The sequence below is a fragment of the Jeotgalibacillus aurantiacus genome, assembly GCF_020595125.1.
Taxonomy (GTDB): domain Bacteria; phylum Bacillota; class Bacilli; order Bacillales; family Jeotgalibacillaceae; genus Jeotgalibacillus; species Jeotgalibacillus aurantiacus.
On the sequence record NZ_JACNMS010000004.1, the window covers coordinates 167262 to 182097 of the forward strand.

At 44.1% G+C, this 14836-nt stretch carries 13 protein-coding genes; 12 read left to right on the forward strand and 1 reads right to left on the reverse strand.

Translation table 11 applies throughout. From position 1 onward, the window contains the following. Window positions 1-43: 43 nt before the first annotated feature. Entirely contained in the window at window positions 44-961 is a 918-nt protein-coding gene (gene rnhC, locus H7968_RS13660) for a ribonuclease HIII (protein ID WP_227396672.1), read from the reverse strand. Between the two features lie 170 nt (window positions 962-1131). Between rnhC and zapA the strand changes: the two genes are divergently transcribed. From zapA to uvrC, 12 genes are all read left to right on the forward strand, one after another. Continuing rightward, window positions 1132-1407, forward strand: coding sequence for a cell division protein ZapA (zapA, locus tag H7968_RS13665; RefSeq protein ID WP_227396673.1), 276 nt, complete (start codon window positions 1132-1134; stop codon window positions 1405-1407). A 7-nt stretch (window positions 1408-1414) separates the two neighbouring features. Further along, on the forward strand, window positions 1415-1963 hold the full coding sequence (locus tag H7968_RS13670; RefSeq protein WP_227396674.1) for a CvpA family protein: 549 nt from the start codon (window positions 1415-1417) through the stop codon (window positions 1961-1963). 105 nt (window positions 1964-2068) lie between these two features. Then, window positions 2069-3781 (forward strand): DNA polymerase/3'-5' exonuclease PolX, encoded by a 1713-nt coding sequence (polX, locus tag H7968_RS13675; protein WP_227396675.1) that lies wholly within the window; start codon window positions 2069-2071, stop codon window positions 3779-3781. Between the two features lie 13 nt (window positions 3782-3794). After that, entirely contained in the window at window positions 3795-6155 is a 2361-nt protein-coding gene (locus H7968_RS13680; protein ID WP_227396676.1) for an endonuclease MutS2, read from the forward strand. Window positions 6156-6286: 131 nt separating this feature from the next. Then, on the forward strand, window positions 6287-6694 hold the full coding sequence (locus H7968_RS13685; protein ID WP_227396821.1) for a DUF350 domain-containing protein: 408 nt from the start codon (window positions 6287-6289) through the stop codon (window positions 6692-6694). 269 nt (window positions 6695-6963) lie between these two features. Further along, entirely contained in the window at window positions 6964-8661 is a 1698-nt protein-coding gene (locus H7968_RS13690; protein WP_227396677.1) for a long-chain-fatty-acid--CoA ligase, read from the forward strand. A gap of 119 nt (window positions 8662-8780) precedes the next feature. After that, window positions 8781-9362, forward strand: coding sequence for a TetR/AcrR family transcriptional regulator (locus H7968_RS13695; protein WP_227396678.1), 582 nt, complete (start codon window positions 8781-8783; stop codon window positions 9360-9362). Window positions 9363-9376: 14 nt separating this feature from the next. Next, window positions 9377-10150, forward strand: coding sequence for an enoyl-CoA hydratase (locus tag H7968_RS13700; RefSeq protein ID WP_227396679.1), 774 nt, complete (start codon window positions 9377-9379; stop codon window positions 10148-10150). A 37-nt stretch (window positions 10151-10187) separates the two neighbouring features. Further along, window positions 10188-10961, forward strand: a complete 774-nt coding sequence (locus H7968_RS13705) for an electron transfer flavoprotein subunit beta/FixA family protein (protein ID WP_227396680.1) — start codon at window positions 10188-10190, stop codon at window positions 10959-10961. An 86-nt stretch (window positions 10962-11047) separates the two neighbouring features. Continuing rightward, window positions 11048-12013 (forward strand): electron transfer flavoprotein subunit alpha/FixB family protein, encoded by a 966-nt coding sequence (locus tag H7968_RS13710; protein WP_227396681.1) that lies wholly within the window; start codon window positions 11048-11050, stop codon window positions 12011-12013. Window positions 12014-12156: 143 nt separating this feature from the next. Continuing rightward, window positions 12157-12471 carry a thioredoxin gene (trxA, locus tag H7968_RS13715; RefSeq protein ID WP_227396682.1) on the forward strand — a complete coding sequence of 105 codons (315 nt, stop codon included), beginning with the start codon at window positions 12157-12159 and terminating at the stop codon, window positions 12469-12471. A gap of 556 nt (window positions 12472-13027) precedes the next feature. Next, on the forward strand, window positions 13028-14800 hold the full coding sequence (gene uvrC / locus H7968_RS13720) for an excinuclease ABC subunit UvrC (protein ID WP_227396683.1): 1773 nt from the start codon (window positions 13028-13030) through the stop codon (window positions 14798-14800). Window positions 14801-14836 lie beyond the last annotated feature (36 nt).

Genomic DNA, 14836 nt, shown 5'->3' on the forward strand with positions numbered 1-14836 from the left:
GAAAACAGGGCCCGTACTCAGATGAGTGCGGGCCCGGTTATTGTTATATCAGCTTTTTCGCCTTCTGTGTGTTCGCGAAATGAACTTTCGCAAATGTGTGAAGCTCCTCTTCGCCAAACTTTCTGATCAGCTTTGCGGCAGCCTGGTCAACTTTCGCGCCGGCACCTTTAGGGATCGTAAATCCTGCTTTTTCGCTCAGCTGGTCCATGGCTTTAATAAAGGCATAGCGGGCGATAATGGAAGCTGAAGCCACTGCTAAATGAATCCCTTCAGCTTTCGTGCTAAAATAGACATTTTGACAATAGATCATCTTTTCATTTTGAATATGGCGGTAATACACCTGCTTTTCTGCAAACTGATCGATTAAGACACCTTCAGGCTTTTCGGGATTCATTTTCTTCAGTAAATGAAGAATGGCCTGATTATGAAGGACAGCTTTAATCTTCCCCTGACTCCAGCCCTGTGCCTGCTTTTCGTTATATTTCTCATTCGGGAGCGTCAGCAGACTGTAGGGAATGGTCTGGATTAAACCCCTGGCGATTTTGACAATCGTTTCATCCGTTAAATGCTTGGAATCTTTTACGCCAAGCTCCTTTAAAAGAGGAATCTGCTCTTTTTTTACATAAGCTGCCACAACCGTGATTGGCCCGAAATAGTCACCTGTTCCAACTTCATCCGTTCCAATCAGTGACATCGTTGCTATGTTCTGAGGCAGATCAGCTGATGAGGCCGCTGCTTTGACAGTCCTTTTGGCATCAGCAGTTCCCCACTTTGCTGCCTCTGTCTCCCCATCTTTACCCTGAAATAATACTTTTCCGGATTTATAGGCAGTTACTGAATAGGTAGGTGCTTTTGCTGCGAAAACGGCACCTTGTGGTGGATTTGCTTTTAAACTTCTTTTATAATAGTCCTGCATCTTCAGCAGTTCGCTCTGTGATACAGTTAAAACAGTGTTTGGCATACGGAAGCTCCTTGTCTTAAAGTTAAGATGATACGTCAAATGACCCCCTGTTTTAAAATCAAGGGATTTAGCATTTCGGTAAATAAAAACCCAATAAAAAGTAAATAATATCAACTTTTATTTTGATCTGCAAAATGATCATGTTATGATAGTGATTAGGATTCTTGAGAATGGGGGCAGCTGCGTTGTCGAATAACGGAAAAAATCGGATAAACGTTGACATCTATGGACAATCATACTCCATCGTCGGCAGTGAGTCCACGTCTCACATCAGACTTGTTGCCTCAATGGTTGATGATAAGATGAGGGAGATCAGCTCGATCAACCCTTCGCTTGATACATCAAAACTGGCTGTTTTAACAGCTGTGAATGCTGTCCATGATTTTTTAAAGTTAAAAGAAGAGATTGAAGAACTAGAGTTCGAATTAAAAAAACTAAGGGATTGAATGCTTGATGCTGGATTTGCTGCTGTTAGTCTTTCTTGTGACCGGCTTTATTATTGGTTTGCGCCGGGGGTTCATCTTACAACTTATTCATCTTGTAGGCTTTTTTATTGCTTTCTTTCTGGCCTACAAGTATTACAGTGTGCTCGCACCTAAGCTCACACTGTGGGTGCCTTATCCTGCTTTTGATGCGGGGTCCCGGCTGGCTTTTATTGCGGATACAGTGAATTTTGAAGAAGCCTATTACAGGATCATTGCTTTTGCCATCATCTTTTTCGGAGCGAAAATCGTGATGCAGCTGATCGGGTCGATGTTCGATTCTGTGGCTCAATTCCCTATGCTTCGCCCGCTTAATATATTTGGCGGTGGAATTTTAGGGTTTATTGAAATGTATGTGATCTTATTTGTCCTTATTTATATTGCGGCCATGGTTCCGATGAATTCCATTCAGGATACTTTAGCCGGTTCAGGGATTTCAGAATTCATTTTGCAGCAGACGCCGGTATTTTCAGAGCAGGTAAAAGAATGGTGGCTGAATGCACAGGAGCCGTCATCGTAACATTTTCAGAAGCCCGGAATTCCATAACAAGGATTCCGGGCTTTTTTAAGAGAAGATAAGGTTAATTGACTATAAAAGTAATTTATAAGGAAAGGAACCTGTCCCATGAACAAAAAAGAAATCATCAGACTGCTTGAGAAAATTGCGGTATACATGGAGCTGAAAGGGGAAAATCCGTTTAAAATCAGTGCGTTCAGAAAAGCAGCCCAAGCGCTGGAGACGGATCAGAGAAGCCTCTCACAGATTGAAGATGTTAAAGCCTTGAAAGGAGTCGGGAAAGGAACGGCTGCTGTCATTGAAGAATACATGAAAACGGGTCAATCATCTGTCCTTGATTCGCTTAAGGAAGAAGTGCCTGAAGGGTTAATTCCACTATTAAAACTTCAGGGGCTTGGCGGGAAAAAGATTGCCCGCCTGTATCAGGAGCTCGGTGTGGAATCGGCTGAAGATTTGAAGCGTGTCTGTGAAGAAGGCAAAGTTCAGCAGCTTTCCGGATTTGGTGCTAAAACGGAGGAAAAAATCCTGGCCGCGCTCCTGAATGCCGGCAGCCGTCCGGAGAGACTGCCGATTTCAGCAGTATTGCCAATAGCTGAAGAACTGGACGGATTTCTTGCAGGGATTGATGAGATCAGCCGCTTTTCACGTGCCGGCAGTTTAAGGCGAAACAGTGAAACCGTAAAAGATCTTGATTATATTGCCTCTACAGATCAGCCGGAGAAGGTTAAAGATCAGATCTTAACCATACCGGGTTTAAAAGAAGTGCTGTCAGCAGGAAATACAAAAGTTTCTGTCGTTCTGGAACGCGAGTATGATCTGTCAGTCGATATCCGGCTTGTTGAGGATCAGGCATTTGCGACAACGCTCCATCATTTTACGGGCTCAAAGGATCATAATGTAAAAATGCGCCAGATTGCGAAAGAACGCGGTGAGCGGATCAGTGAATATGGCGTTGAAAACCTTGAGACAGGAGAAGTGACGACGTTTGAAAGCGAAGAAGCCTTTTTCGCTCACTTTGGCATGGCCTTTCTTTCACCTGAACTGAGGGAAGATGGCACGGAAACTTCCCGGCATGAAGAAGCGGAAGATCTGATCACCCTTGATGACATCAGAGGGGATCTTCACATGCATACGACCTGGAGTGATGGTGCTTATTCTCTGGAGGAAATGATTGAAGCATGCCGCCAAAAAGGGTACGATTACATGGCTATAACAGATCACTCCCATTACTTGCGTGTTGCCAATGGGCTGTCAGCTGAGCGCTTAAGGAAGCAGATAAGTGAAATAAGAGCATTAAATGAAAAGTATGATGATATTGACATTCTGGCAGGTATAGAAATGGATATCCTTCCGGATGGGTCGCTTGATTATGATGATGAGCTTCTTGAAGAGCTCGACATTGTCATTGCCTCTATTCATTCCTCTTTTTCACAGTCCGAGGAACAGATCAGGGAGAGACTTGAAACAGCTCTTGCCAACCCTCATGTTGATTTTATTGCGCACCCGACCGGTCGTATTGTCGGGGAAAGAAAAGGATATCGTGTCGATATGGACTGGCTCGTGAAGAGAGCGGCAGAAACGAGTACAGGCCTTGAATTGAATGCAAATCCGCATAGATTTGATTTGAACAGTGAATACGTAGCGCTCGCTCAAAAGCATAACGTACCCGTATTCATTAATACGGATGCTCATGATACGACTCATCTGGAATTTATGGAGCTTGGTATAAAAACCGGTCGTAAAGGCTGGCTGAAAAAAGAGTCCGTCATGAATGCAAAATCGTTTGATGAGCTTTCCCGTTTTCTGAAACGCCATCAATAAGGAGAGAAAGCAATTGAATGAAAAGACTTTAAAAACGCTTGAATTTATTAAAATCAGACAACAGGTGCTTGAGTTTGCAGCCTCCTCGCTTGGTGCATTCCGAATTGAAAAGCTTGCGCCATCTACAAATCTTGAGGATGTGATGCGCTGGCAGGATGAAACGGACGAAGCAGCTACCATTCTGCGGGTCAAAGGTGGCATGCCGCTTGGTGGGATTTTTGATATCAGACCGCACATTAAACGCGCTCAGATTGGCGGGATGTTAAGTGCTGCTGAACTTGTGCAGGTTGCAAGTACGATCCGGGCCGGGAAAAATATCCGGAACTTTGTTGACAATATGATGGAAGAAAGAGAAATTCATATTCCGATTATTCTCGAAAAAAAAGAGAATCTCGTTGTTCTGACTCCGTTAGAGCATAAAATTTTTGAATCGATTGATGAAAACGGCGAAGTACTGGATTCGGCAAGTCATGAGCTCCGTTCCATCAGACAGAAAATACGTACAAGCGAAAGCCGGGTACGCGAAAAGCTTGAAAGTGCGATCCGTTCAAAAAATGCAGCAACCATGCTGTCTGATGCGGTCATCACCATCAGAAATGACCGTTACGTAATCCCCGTTAAGCAGGAGTATCGCAGTCATTATGGCGGGATCGTCCACGATCAGTCTTCATCGGGGCAGACTTTATTTATTGAACCTGAGTCCATCGTTCAATTTAACAATCAGCTCCGTGAACAGCGGTTAAAGGAACAGGAAGAAATCGAAAAGATCCTGCTCGCGCTGACCCAGGACGTTCAGGAGGAAGCAGACAGTCTGCTTTTAACAGTTGAGATTCTCGGTGATCTTGACTTTATGTTTGCAAAAGCGAAATATGGCCGAAGTATTAAAGCAACAAAACCTGAAGTAAACGGTGAAGGCATTATCAATCTGAATAAAGCCCGTCATCCGCTGCTGCCGATGGATGAGGCAGTGGCCAATGATATTTACCTCGGTGAAGATTTTTCCGCAATTGTGATTACCGGACCGAATACGGGGGGGAAAACAGTCACGCTGAAGACGATTGGCTTATGTACGCTGATGGCACAGGCAGGGCTTCCTTTACCGGTTTTGGACGGATCTAAAATTGCCGTATTTGAGTCTGTCTATGCTGATATCGGAGATGAACAGTCGATTGAGCAGAGCTTGAGTACGTTTTCTTCGCACATGGTAAATATAGTGGATATATTAAAGCAGGCAGATGAAGGCAGCCTTGTCCTGTTTGATGAGCTTGGTGCCGGGACAGACCCTCAGGAGGGAGCGGCACTTGCCATTTCCATTCTCGATGAAGTGCATGGAATAGGCGCACGCGTTGTGGCAACGACCCATTATCCGGAACTGAAAGCTTACGGCTATAACCGTGAAGGTGTGGTAAATGCCAGCGTTGAATTTGATGTTGATACGCTGAGCCCGACTTATCGTTTGTTAATCGGCGTGCCTGGCCGAAGTAATGCATTTGACATTTCAAAAAGGCTTGGTCTTAGCGATCATGTAATTAATCACGCAAAAACATTCATCGGCACAGACTCAAGGGCTGTTGAAACAATGATTGCCTCCCTTGAAGCAAGCCGTAAAAGTGCAGAGACGGATTACAGTGAAGCGCAGGAGCTGTTGAAGGACGCTGAGAGAATCCATCGTGATCTTCAAAAGCAAATGGCTGATTATTATCAGCGAAAAGAAGATCTTTATGAAAAGGCCCGTATAAAAGCCAATGAGATTGTTGAACAGTCGAAGGCAGAGGCAGAAAAAATTATGTCTGAACTTAGACAATTACGCTTTGAAAAGCATGCGGACATTAAAGAGCACGAATTGATTGAGGCGCGAAAACGTCTCGAAGGTGCTGCGCCTGAGCTGAAAAAGACAGGTAAGAAAAAACAGCCAGAACAATCGAAACGAAAACTGCAGCCTGGCGATGAGGTAAGTGTTTTAAGCTTCGGTCAAAAAGGAATCCTGCTTGAGAAAACAGCTGATAAAGAATGGGCTGTCCAGATGGGTATTCTTAAAATGAAGGTGGAAGAAAAAGATCTGGAGTTTATCAAGGGAGAGAAAAAACAGGAGCCGAAGCCACTTGCTACAGTGAAAGGTAAGGATTTTCATGTCAGCCTTGAACTGGATCTGAGAGGTGAACGCTTTGAAAATGCGCTGATCCGCGTGGATAAATATATAGATGACGCGCTATTGGCAGGTTATCCGAGAGTATCCATCATTCATGGTAAAGGGACCGGTGCATTGCGTTCAGGTGTTCAGGAAAAACTTAAAAATCACCGTTCTGTTAAAAGAGTTCGTCTTGGTGAAGATGGAGAAGGCGGCAGCGGCGTAACGATTGTAGAATTCAAATAGCCTTTTCAGCGACAAACAACCGGGAGGTGATCAACCTGTCACCTCCTTCGTTTTCAAATCGGTTTTGAGAATCTGTGAGGTGCCCGGACCATTCGCATCTCTTAAATAAATGAAACAGCAGGTGAATAATGATGGAAGCCTTTTGGAGTCATCCACTCGTGGAATCAGCCGGTTACTATAGTGTAGTCGTTTTATGTATGATTTTATTTCTGGCTGTTTTTGAGCTGGTCACTAAATATAACAACTGGGAAGAAATTAAAAATGGCAATATGGCTGTTGCCATGGCGACCGGCGGAAAGATATTCGGAATTGCAAACATTTTTACGAGCTCGATTGATCAGCATGATACCCTTTTAGCCATGATTGGATGGGGCGTTTTTGGTTATGTAATGCTGCTCATCGCATATTTCATGTTTGAGTTTCTGACACCAAGATTTAACGTGGACACAGAAATTGGAAAAGGAAATAAAGCTGTCGGGTTCATTTCAATGATTATCTCAGTCGGGTTATCTTTTGTAGTCGGCGCGAGTATCATGTAAAGGAGATCAGAAATGGAAACACTGTCAAAAATATTAATCGGCTGCTGCGCAGTTTTTATTGTCATCGGTATTGTATACTGGTTCACGATGTAAAAATGACAAGGGAAAAGCTTTAGTTGGGGAAAAGTGCACCATTCAGCGCACTTTTCTTTCAATCCAAAACTTTTTCTGTGTCTTTTTTCATAGAAAAATTGTAACCGCTTTCTCTATTGGTTATAATGAAATCAGAAATGGGAATTTTCTAAAAATTATCTTAAGGAGGTTGTTCAATGTCTGCACAGCCATGGCTGAACTTATATCCAGACACGATTCCCACAACACTGCAGTATGATCCAAAACCGGTCCATGCGTATTTGACAGAGGCAGCGGTCGCGTACCCTGACAAAAAAGCTGTTCATTTCATGGGGAAGGAATTCACCTTTAAGGAAATGCATGAGTCATCCTTAAAAATGGCGAAGTATCTTCAGGATATCGGCATTAAAAAGGGAGACCGGGTAGCCATTATGCTGCCAAACACGCCAGCGTCTGTCATTGCCTATTACGGTATTTTGTATGCCGGGGGAATTGTCGTACAGACAAACCCGCTTTATACGGAGCGCGAAATTGAGTATCAAATGAAGGATTCCGGAGCAAAAGCGATTGTTACGCTGGATATTTTATTCCCTCGCGTGTCCAAGGTTTTTAATGATACAGACCTTGAGCATATGATCATTACGGGGATCAAGGATTTTCTTCCGTTTCCTAAAAACCTGATTTATCCTTTCATTCAGAAAAAGCAGTATGGTATTACGGTAAAGGTGGAGCATGCAGGCAGCAATCATCTGTTAACGGAAATACTTAAAACAGCTACTCCGGATCCTGAAGTGCCATCGCTCAACTTTGAAGAGGATGTAGCGATCCTGCAGTATACTGGTGGAACAACCGGTTTTCCTAAAGGCGTTATGCTCACACATAAAAACCTGATTGCGAATGCTTCTATGTGTGATGCCTGGCTGTATAAAAATAAAAAGGGCGAAGAGAGCATTATGGGAATCCTGCCGTTTTTCCATGTGTATGGCATGACAACAGTCATGATTCTTTCCATCATGCAGGGATACAAGATGATCCTTCTTCCAAAATTCGATGTGGAAACAGCATTGAAAACGATTCATAAGCAAAAGCCAACGATTTTTCCGGGTGCACCTACCATTTACATTGGTATTTTAAATCACCCTGATCTTAAAAAATATGATTTAACATCTGTTCAATCATGTATCAGTGGATCAGCTCCACTGCCGGTTGAAGTACAGGAGAAATTCGAAAAGCTGACAGGTGGAAAGCTGGTGGAAGGTTACGGATTGACTGAATCTTCTCCGGTTACTCACTCAAACTTCATCTGGGATCAGCAGCGGATTAAGGGAAGTGTAGGTGTGCCGTGGCCGGATACTGATTCGAAAATTGTTTCCATGGAAACAGGCCAGGAGCTTCCTCCGGGAGAAGTCGGGGAAATTATCGTAAAAGGTCCTCAGGTGATGAAGGGATACTGGAATCAGCCTGAAGAAACTGCAGCAGTTTTACGTGATGGTTGGCTTTATACAGGGGACCTTGGATATATGGATGAACAGGGTATGTTTTATGTAGTAGACCGTAAAAAAGATATGATTATCGCCGGTGGATTTAATATTTATCCGCGTGAAATTGAAGAAGTAATGTATGAGCATCCTGCTGTGCAGGAAGTAGTGGCTGTTGGAGTACCTGATGCGTACCGCGGAGAAACGGTAAAGCTGTTTGTTGTGTTAAAACAGGGAGCGCAGGCAACCCAGGAAGAGCTCGATGAATTTGCACGCAAGCATTTAGCAGCTTACAAGGTTCCGAGAATTTATGAGTTCCGTGATGAGCTTCCTAAAACAGCGGTCGGTAAGATTCTCAGAAGAAAGCTTGTAGAAGAGGAAAAAGAGAAGCAGGAGCAGCAGAAGTTCACGTCGTAATGACCTGATTTCAAATGCGATTTTGCTTGACGGAAATCGCATTTCTTAGTAAGATGAAAATATGAATGAATCATCATTCATATTTTCGTCTTTTATTTTGTCTGAAAGGTGATGGCCTGATGAAGAAGGATAAACCAAAATATAAAATGATTATTGATGCAGCCGTTGTGGTCATTGCCGAAAACGGCTACCATCATGCTCAGGTTTCGAAGATTGCCAAGCAGGCAGGTGTTGCAGACGGTACGATTTATCTGTATTTCAAAAATAAAGAAGATATCCTCATTTCTTTATTTGAAGAAAAAATGGGTCAGTTTGTACAGTCGATCAGAACGAGAATGTCGGATAAAACCGACGCCATTGATCAGCTGAAAATACTGGTAGACAGCCATTTTAATATGCTTGCAGAGGATCATCACCTTGCTATTGTAACACAGCTTGAACTGAGGCAGTCTAACAAAGATATCAGACTCCGGATAAACAAAGTGCTGAAGGAATATCTCGTACTCGTTGATGAGGTGCTTCAAAACGGCGTTGATAACGGTGTACTGTCTGAGGACCTTGATATTCGATTGGCAAGGCAAATGGTCTTTGGTACGATTGATGAGGTAGCCACTTCCTGGGTGATTAATGATCAGAAATATTCAATCACCGATCTGGCTCCGGGTGTACATACCCTTCTTGTAAAAGGATTGCGCAAATAAAGGGGGAAAAGAACATGGGATTTTTACGATGGGAGAACAATGAGTTTATTTCAACAGCTACAATCAGCCGTCCCCCGGCAAACGCTTTGTCCGGTGCGCTGATTGAAGAAATTGATTCGTGGCTCGATGCAGTCGAACATGATCAGGATGTAAGAGTCCTTCTCATCCACGGTGAAGGCAGGTTTTTTTCTGCAGGGGCAGACATCAAGGAATTCACTGAGGTTCCTTCCGGTGCAGAGTTTACTAAACTGGCACAGAGGGGTCAACGCGTATTCGAAAGAATGGAAGCGTTCTCAAAGCCGATTATTGCCTCAATCCATGGGGCGGCTTTAGGTGGTGGTCTTGAACTTGCAATGGGCTGCCATATCCGTTACGTGAGTGAGTCCGCCAAGCTTGGCCTTCCTGAGCTGCAGCTCGGGTTGATTCCGGGATTTGCAGGCTCGCAAAGGCTGCCAAGATTTGTAGGATTCGCCAAAGCGGCGGAAATGCTTTTATCAAGCGATCCGATAACTGGGGAAGAAGCTGTGCAGTGGGGTCTTGCCAATAAGGCGTTCCCTGAAGAAGAAGTATTCGAAAAATCGAAAGCGCTTGCATTAAAACTGGCTCAAAAGAGTCCGGTTTCAGTAAAAGCGGCGATCGACCTGCTTCAATATTCAAAACGCGGAGAATTTCAGGCCGGTGTTGATAAAGAAGCGGAGCTTTTTGGAGAAGTATTCGTGTCAGAGGACGCAAAAGAAGGCATTGGCGCGTTCATTGAGAAAAGAAAACCTGTTTTTAAGGGAAATTAATATAAATTAATCATCATCAAAAATCGGAGGGAATAATATGAATATTTACGTACTGATGAAAAGAACGTTTGATACAGAGGAAAAAATTTCAGTCCAGGGTGGAAAGATTGCTGAAGACGGAGCGGAATTCATCATCAACCCTTACGATGAATATGCGATCGAGGAAGCCATCCAGCTTCGCGATGAGCACGGTGGAGAAGTAACTGTTGTATCAGTCGGTAATGAAGAGACAGAAAAGCAGCTTCGTACTGCTTTAGCAATGGGTGCTGATAAAGCAGTGCTTGTTAATATTGAAGATGACCTGGATGAAACGGATCAGTTTACAACAGCAAAAATTCTTGCTGAATACCTGAAAGATAAGGAAGCGGATCTGATCATCGGAGGAAACGTGGCAATTGATGGCGGTTCAGGTCAGGTCGGTCCGCGTGTGGCTGAGCAGTTAAACATCCCTTACGTAACGACGATCACAAGCATCAAAATTGATGGAGACACAGTAACCATTGTCCGTGACGTAGAAGGAGATTCTGAAACAATCGAAACTTCACTTCCACTACTCGTTACGGCACAGCAAGGTCTGAATGATCCGCGTTATCCATCACTTCCGGGGATCATGAAAGCAAAGAAAAAGCCGCTTGATGAGCTTGAGCTTGATGATCTGGATCTAGAGGAAGAAGATGTTGAACCAAAAACAGAAACAGTTGAAATTTACCTGCCACCTGCAAAAGAAGCAGGGCGTATTCTTGATGGTGACATTGACGCACAGGTGAAAGAACTTGTGGACCTTCTTAGAAAAGAAGCAAAAGTAATCTGATTTCACATGTAAACTAAACAGTCAGACTCGTCATTTCAGAGTCAAAGACAGGACTAAACATGACAATAACCAGGAGGTTTTATCATATGAGCAAAAAAGTAGTCGTTTTAGCAGAATCCAGAGAAGGTGCACTTAGAAACGTATCGTTTGAAGCAATCGCAGCCGGAAAGAAAATCTCAGATGGTGGCGAGGTTGTCAGTGTACTCGTTGGAAACCAGGTTGCCGGATTGGCAGATGAATTATTCGCTTACGGTGCTGATAAAGTCGTAACTGTTGAGGATGCAAAGCTCGAACAGTATTCTTCTGATGGTTATGCACAGGCATTACTAGCTGTGATTGAACAGGAGTCTCCGGAAGCGCTCGTTTTCGGCCACACTGCACTTGGTAAAGACCTTTCACCTAAAATTGCAGGAAGACTGAACATCGGCCTTGTATCAGATGTAACGTCGATTGAGGATGGCCCTGTGTTCATCCGTCCAATTTACAGTGGTAAGGCATTTGAAAAGAAAGTCATCAAAGACGGCCTGACATTTATTACGATCCGTCCAAACAACATTGCACCGCTTGATAAGGAAGAAGGCCGCTCAGGTGAAGTTTCATCTGTAAGCGTGGACATTAAAGACCTTCGTACAATCATCAAAGATGTTGTCCGTAAAGCAACAGACGGAGTGGATCTGTCAGAAGCAAAAGTCATCGTAGCCGGCGGACGCGGAGTCAAGAGTGAAGAAGGATTTGAACCGTTAAAAGAGCTTGCTGACCTTCTTGGCGGTGCAGTAGGCGCTTCCCGTGGAGCATGTGACGCTGATTACTGTGACTATTCACTGCAAATCGGCCAGACAGGTAAAGTTGTTACACCTGATTTGTATATTGCATGCGGAATCTCAGGTGCGATTCAGCACATGGCCGGTATGTCAAACTCAAAAGTCATCGTGGCGATCAATAAAGATCCGGAAGCGAACATCTTTAAAGTGGCCGACTATGGAATTGTAGGAGACCTGTTCGAAGTTGTACCATTACTGATTGAAGAATTTAAAAAAGTAAAAGTATCTTAATTTTATAAACGGGTGGGACAAACTCTCAACAGAGCGTCCTGCCCTTTTCTTTTAAGTCCATGATGTTAAGCATAAAGGTGGCGAAACCTTTTTCTGCCTGCTATACTCATTTTAGATTCGGAACCAATAAGGAGGAATTACGAATGGCAATTGCACACGCAACTGATCAAACATTTACTGAAGAAACAAAAGACGGTCTAGTACTAGCTGATTTCTGGGCAACATGGTGCGGACCTTGTAAAATGATTGCACCCGTTCTAGAAGAACTTGATGCTGACATGGGCGATAAAGTGAAAATCGTAAAGCTTGACGTTGACGAAAACCAGGAAACAGCAAGCAAATTCGGCGTAATGAGCATCCCGACTCTTGTCGTATTCAAAGACGGAGAAATCGTGGACAAAGTAGTAGGCTTCCAGCCGAAAGAAGCCCTAGAAGAGCTTCTAAGCAAACACGCATAAGCAAAACAAAACCAAAAACCGGGCCCAGCGCCCGGTTTTTTCATTAGAAAAGCGAAGGCGACTCGTCCAGTCCCGACAAGCATAAGGCGAAGATGAAAAAAGGGCTGACCTTCGCCCACGTTCAGCTTTGACTTATGACCTCGAGGGGCTAGTCGCCGCAGCTAGACACAAAAAAAGCGTAGTATGTTTTCAGTAGACTTTATCATTGCAATGAACTAATTTTTTCGGTTTTTCATTTTTTGAAAAATCAATAGATAGAGTCGAATCACGAAGGGCAGGTGAGCATCCGCAGACTCCTGTGGCGGAGGAGCGACAGGTGAGACAGCGTAGTGCGTAGCACTAGCTGGCTCACCGCGCGGCCACGGAAAGCGGAGGATGCTCACCTGCCCGGTTTCAATAAACGGAAATTCCTCTACAGTCCATCTCCCACAAAAACAACTTTAATTTTTGATTAAACATCACACACTAAAGTAAAATGGTAGAATAAGCCGGTCATCCACGACCCGCAGCAAACAAGAAAAAACTCTTCAAAAATATTTACCAGGAGGCCATCGACATGAACGACTTACTCAAAAATAAGCTGGCCGTCCTTCCTGACCAGCCGGGTTGTTATCTGATGAAAGACCGTCAGGGAACCATTATCTACGTCGGAAAAGCAAAGGTGCTAAAAAACCGAGTCCGGTCCTATTTTACAGGCTCGCATGACGGCAAAACACAGCGCCTCGTTTCTGAAATTGAGGACTTTGAATATATCGTGACCTCCTCCAATATGGAGGCACTCATTCTTGAATTGAACCTCATTAAAAAACATGACCCTAAATATAACGTCATGCTGAAGGATGATAAAACGTATCCGTTCATTAAAGTAACAGCAGAAAGACACCCGCGGCTCCTGATTACTCGGAAAGTAAAAAGGGATAAAGGGAAATACTTCGGTCCCTATCCGAATGCGCAGGCGGCCAACGAAACGAAAAAACTGCTGGACCGTATGTATCCACTCAGAAAATGCTCTACACTTCCTGATAAAGTCTGTCTCTATTATCATATGGGACAATGTCTTGCACCTTGTGAATTTAAGGTGGAGGAAGGCACGTACCGCCAAATGACAGAGGATATCGCACGTTTTCTCAATGGCGGATTTAAGGACGTGAAAAAAGAGTTAAAAGTGAAAATGGAGAAAGCTGCAGAAAATCTCGAATTTGAACGGGCAAAGGAATTCAGGGATCAGATTATTCACATTGAAGCGACGATGGAAAAGCAGAAGATGACAATGAATGATTTCACGAACCGTGATATTTTCGGTTATTCTGTCGATAAAGGCTGGATGTGTGTGCAGGTTTTCTTTATCCGTCAGGGAAAACTGATTGAACGGGATGTGTCGCTTTTCCCCATATACGATGAGGCTGAAGAGGAATTTCTTACGTTTCTCGGTCAATTCTATATGAAAGCGAATCATTTCAAGCCGAAGGAAGTGCTCGTGCCGCAATCCATCAACCGTGAGATGGCTGAGGAGCTGCTTGAGGTAACAGTTAAGCAGCCGGTAAGGGGACAAAAGAAGGATCTCGTTAATCTTGCTTCTAAAAATGCCCGGATCGCGCTGCATGAGAAATTCGCCTTGATTGAACGTGATGAAGACCGGACAATCCGCGCTGTTGAAAGTCTTGGTGCGGCGATGAATATTTACCCTCCGCTCCGAATTGAAGCGTTTGACAACTCCAATATTCAGGGGGCGGATGCAGTCTCTGCAATGGTTGTCTTCCAGGACGGTAAGCCGGACCGGAAAGAATACAGGAAATATAAAATCAAGACGGTTCAGGGTCCTGATGACTACGAATCCATGCGTGAAGTCATTCGGAGACGATACACCCGTGTTCTGAGAGACGATCTTCCTTTACCTGATTTGATCCTGATTGATGGAGGGAAGGGACAAATTGAAGCAGCGCGTGAAATCATTGAAGATGAACTTGGCATTGAGGTTCCGGTTGCCGGTCTCGCCAAGGATGACCGCCATAATACTTCACAGCTGTTATACGGGAATCCGCTTGAAATCATTCCGCTGAACAGGCGCAGTCAGGAGTTTTATCTGCTGCAGAGAATCCAGGATGAAGTTCACCGGTTTGCGATCACGTTTCACAGACAGGTGCGCGGCAAGAACTCCATTCAGTCAGTGCTAGATGAAATTCCGGGTGTCGGACCTCAGCGTAAAAAGCAGATTTTACGTTATTTCGGGTCGGTAAAAAAACTGCGGGAAGCGCCGCTTGAAGAAATCGTGAAGGCGGGAATCCCGGCCGCGACAGCTGAGAAAATTGTGGAGAAATTGAAGGAATAGTGTTGCTGTCTAAAAAAAGCAGTGCTATAATGAGTG